1 protein-coding gene and 1 pseudogene are annotated in these 2,423 nt (G+C 35.3%); both read right to left on the bottom strand.

Annotated features, from left to right (window positions below; all coding sequences use genetic code 11):
* Positions 1-26 precede the first annotated feature (26 nt).
* Positions 27-978, bottom strand: a pseudogene (locus AC1DND_RS25790) (D-2-hydroxyacid dehydrogenase).
* A 62-nt stretch (positions 979-1,040) separates the two neighbouring features.
* Positions 1,041-2,114 (bottom strand): 3-phosphoserine/phosphohydroxythreonine transaminase, encoded by a 1,074-nt coding sequence (serC, locus tag AC1DND_RS25785; protein WP_477585427.1) that lies wholly within the window; start codon positions 2,112-2,114, stop codon positions 1,041-1,043.
* Between the last annotated feature and the right edge of the window lie 309 nt (positions 2,115-2,423).

Raw genomic sequence — 2,423 nt, 5'->3', positions numbered from 1 at the left:
TTTAAAACCTGTAAGGTCTAAATAAATTACTTCTTAAAATGCTCAATAATCAACGTTGCCAGTTCCGTACCAATACGTTCTTGTGCTTCGTTGGTTGATGCACCAATATGTGGTGTTAAAGAGATTTTTGGATGGGTTAAAATTTCTGCTAACGGTGTAGGCTCGTTATCAAAAACATCTAAACCAGCGAAAGAAACTTTACCAGAATTTAGTGCTTCAATTAAAGCTGGCTCATCAATTGTTCCCCCGCGTGAACAGTTTACAATACCTACTCCGTTTTTCATTTTAGCAAATTCTTCTGCACCTAAAATCGGTTTATCAGCAAATGGAGTATGTAAACTAAAGAAATCACTTCCTGTAATTACCTCCTCCAATGAAACCGTTTTAATTGGAATACTTACTGACTTTCCACCTTGGAATTCTAAGGTGATTTCAGATTCTGAAGGATATAAATCGTAAGCCAAAACATTCATTCCTAAGCCTAAAGCCACTTTTGCAGTAGCGCGACCGATACGACCGAAACCGATAATACCGATGGTTTTACCGCTTAATTCAGTTCCTTTAGCATAAGCTTTTTTCAAGTTATTGAATTGAGTAGAACCTTCTACAGGCATTTTACGGTTAGCATCCTGTAAGAATCTGATACCTGTAAATAAGTGAGAAAAATACCAATTCGGCAACTGATAATGAAGATGCAGCTGGTGTGTTTACCACATTAACACCTTGACTACGTGCGTATTCAACATCGATATTATCCATGCCCACCCCACCTCTACCAATTAATTTGATATTGGGTACAGCATCAATTAATTCTTTTCTAACTTTTGTTGCACTACGTACAGTAATGGCATCATAGTTTTTTAATGCTTCAGCTAATTTATCCTGAGGAACGGTTTCAGTATCAACCTGGAAACCTGCTTTTTCTAATAATTCTTTTCCGATCGGATCAATCCCATCGTTTGCTAATATTTTAATCATTGTTATTTATGATTACACAGATTAAAATGATTACGTTGATAATCTGCGGTTATAATTAATTCTTAATTTGCTTTTGCTTGTTGTTCTTCAAATACCTGCATGGCATCTACCAAAGCGTGTACGCTTGTGATTGGCAATGCATTATACATCGATGCACGGAAACCACCAACGCTTCTGTGTCCTTTAATACCTACGATACCTTGCTCTTCTGCATATTTCAAGAATGGTTTTTCCAATTCTGGGTTTTCCATTACGAAACAAATGTTCATTCTAGAGCGGTCTTCAACTGAACAAGTTCCTTTAAATAATGGATTACGGTCGATTTCTCTGTAAAGTGCCTCAGCTTTTTGTTTGTTTTCTTTTTCAATCTCAGCAACACCACCTTTCGATTTTAACCAACGTAAATTTAATAAAGCTACATAGATTGAGAAAACTGGAGGTGTATTGTACATCGAATCGTTATCGATATGCGATTGATAGTTCAACATAGATGGAATTTTACGGTCAATTTTCCCTAAAATTTCATTCTTAACAATAGCGATAGTTAAACCAGCAGGGCCTACATTTTTTTGAGCTCCGGCATAAATTAAATCGAATTTAGAAACATCGATTACACGGCTCATGATATCAGAAGACATATCGCAAACAACCGGAATGTTTGTTTTAGGTACTTCGAAAAGCTCAGTTCCGTAAATGGTATTGTTTGAAGTATAGTGGAAATAAGCACTATCAGCAGGAATTTCAAAATCCTTTGGAATGAAAGTATAATTCGCATCTTTAGACGAGGCAACTACATTCACATTACCGATAAATTTAGCTTCTTTTAATGCTTTGGTTGCCCAAACACCAGTGTCTAAATAACTTGCTGTTTGTCCATCACCCAATAAATTCATCGGAACCATTGCAAATTGCAAACTTGCACCACCTTGTAAAAATAAAACGGAATAACCCGACGGCACATTTAATAATTCCTTTATCAACTTATCAGCTTCAGCAACAACTGCCTCAAATTCGGTTGTTCTGTGCGAAATTTCTAAAATTGATAATCCATCGTTAAAATCTAAAACAGCCTGAGCTGCTTGTTTAAACACTTCTTGAGGTAAAATACAAGGGCCTGCGCCAAAATTATGCTTCATCTTATTATATAATGTTTTATGGGCGTAAATGTAAAATTTTTAAAGCAGTTATGCCCACAAAATCGTATCATAAAAAATTAAATTTTGTTAAAAATCTCGACAAAATTGAGCATTTTGTTGCAGTTTTTGCAAAAGAATTCGTTAATCAGAAAGACAAAAAGATAAAGACTAATAGGTTTAGTAGTTTATGGCTTATTCTTCAACTTCACAATCAACTTCAGGTTAAACTGCCTGCCTGTTAAATAATTTGGAATAGCATATTGCACATTATCTACATCCTTAAGCCATAAGTAGGAAACTGTATTGTCG

This window comes from Pedobacter sp. 01N416, assembly GCF_056399685.1.
This window is presented reverse-complemented; position numbering and strand designations above follow the sequence as displayed.

What these genes read in the sequence shown, in the direction of transcription:
- serC (WP_477585427.1), bottom strand. Translation starts at nt 2,114, where the DNA reads ATGAAGCATAATTTTGGCGCAGGCCCTTGTATTTTACCTCAAGAAGTG.